The organism is Oleiphilus sp. HI0043 (assembly GCF_001634935.1).
On sequence record NZ_LWEY01000698.1, the window covers coordinates 1 to 781 of the forward strand.

At 46.7% G+C, this 781-nt stretch carries 1 protein-coding gene; it reads right to left on the reverse strand.

Annotation, left to right across the window (positions count from 1 at the left end; translation table 11 throughout):
- Positions 1-179 precede the first annotated feature (179 nt).
- Positions 180-781: TrmH family RNA methyltransferase (locus tag A3729_RS08265; protein ID WP_068633620.1), on the reverse strand; the 602-nt coding region annotated here is incomplete at its 5' end.

The following is a 781-nucleotide window of genomic DNA, read 5'->3' on the forward strand; positions in this document are numbered from 1 at the left end:
AACTGCGCCCAAACCACCACCAGCAAGCACATCAACCCCTAAACGCCCCATCAATAGCGTATCGATCAAACCCATTAAAGCAAATGAGATTTGCCCTATTACCAATGGGCCAGCAAGGCTAAAGATAGCTTTCAACATAGGAGAGAGTCTTGTTCTAGTGAGCTTTTATCGCTCAAAGTTTATTCTGAAGCAGAATCACGCTTAGCTCTGATACTCGCATACCATTGTGAGGGGTTTATTATCTCACCGTCCTCTTCACTAACTTCGGGATATGGAAGTTTGTTCTGGTGGCAATAGCTAGCGACTTTAGGGTGCGCCCAGCGAAAGAAAGTTTCCTGATAGGTTTTACCATCTAAACGAACCTGATCATAAGACCCAGCCAAGGACCGCTGCCTTTGCGCTTCAGCGAGAATAATGGCTGCGGCAACCGATACGTTAAATGACTCCACCATACCAAGCATCGGAATCACAATATGCTGATCCACCTTGGCCGCTGCGATATCACTGACGCCCTTCTTTTCATTACCTAATAGAATCGCGCAAGGCTTAGTATAGTCAACATCCCTATAATCAATTGCGCTATCAGACAGATGCGCAGCATAAACCTTATAGTCCTTTTCATGCAGGGTATCAATCGCCTCTGGCATTGACTCATGTCGAACAATATCCACCCAACGATCACTGCCCATTGCCGTACCACTATAAGGGCGATGCTTATCCCAGGGCCATACCATATTTAGTTCTTGGATACCGACCGCATCGCTGGTTCGAACCAGTGCAG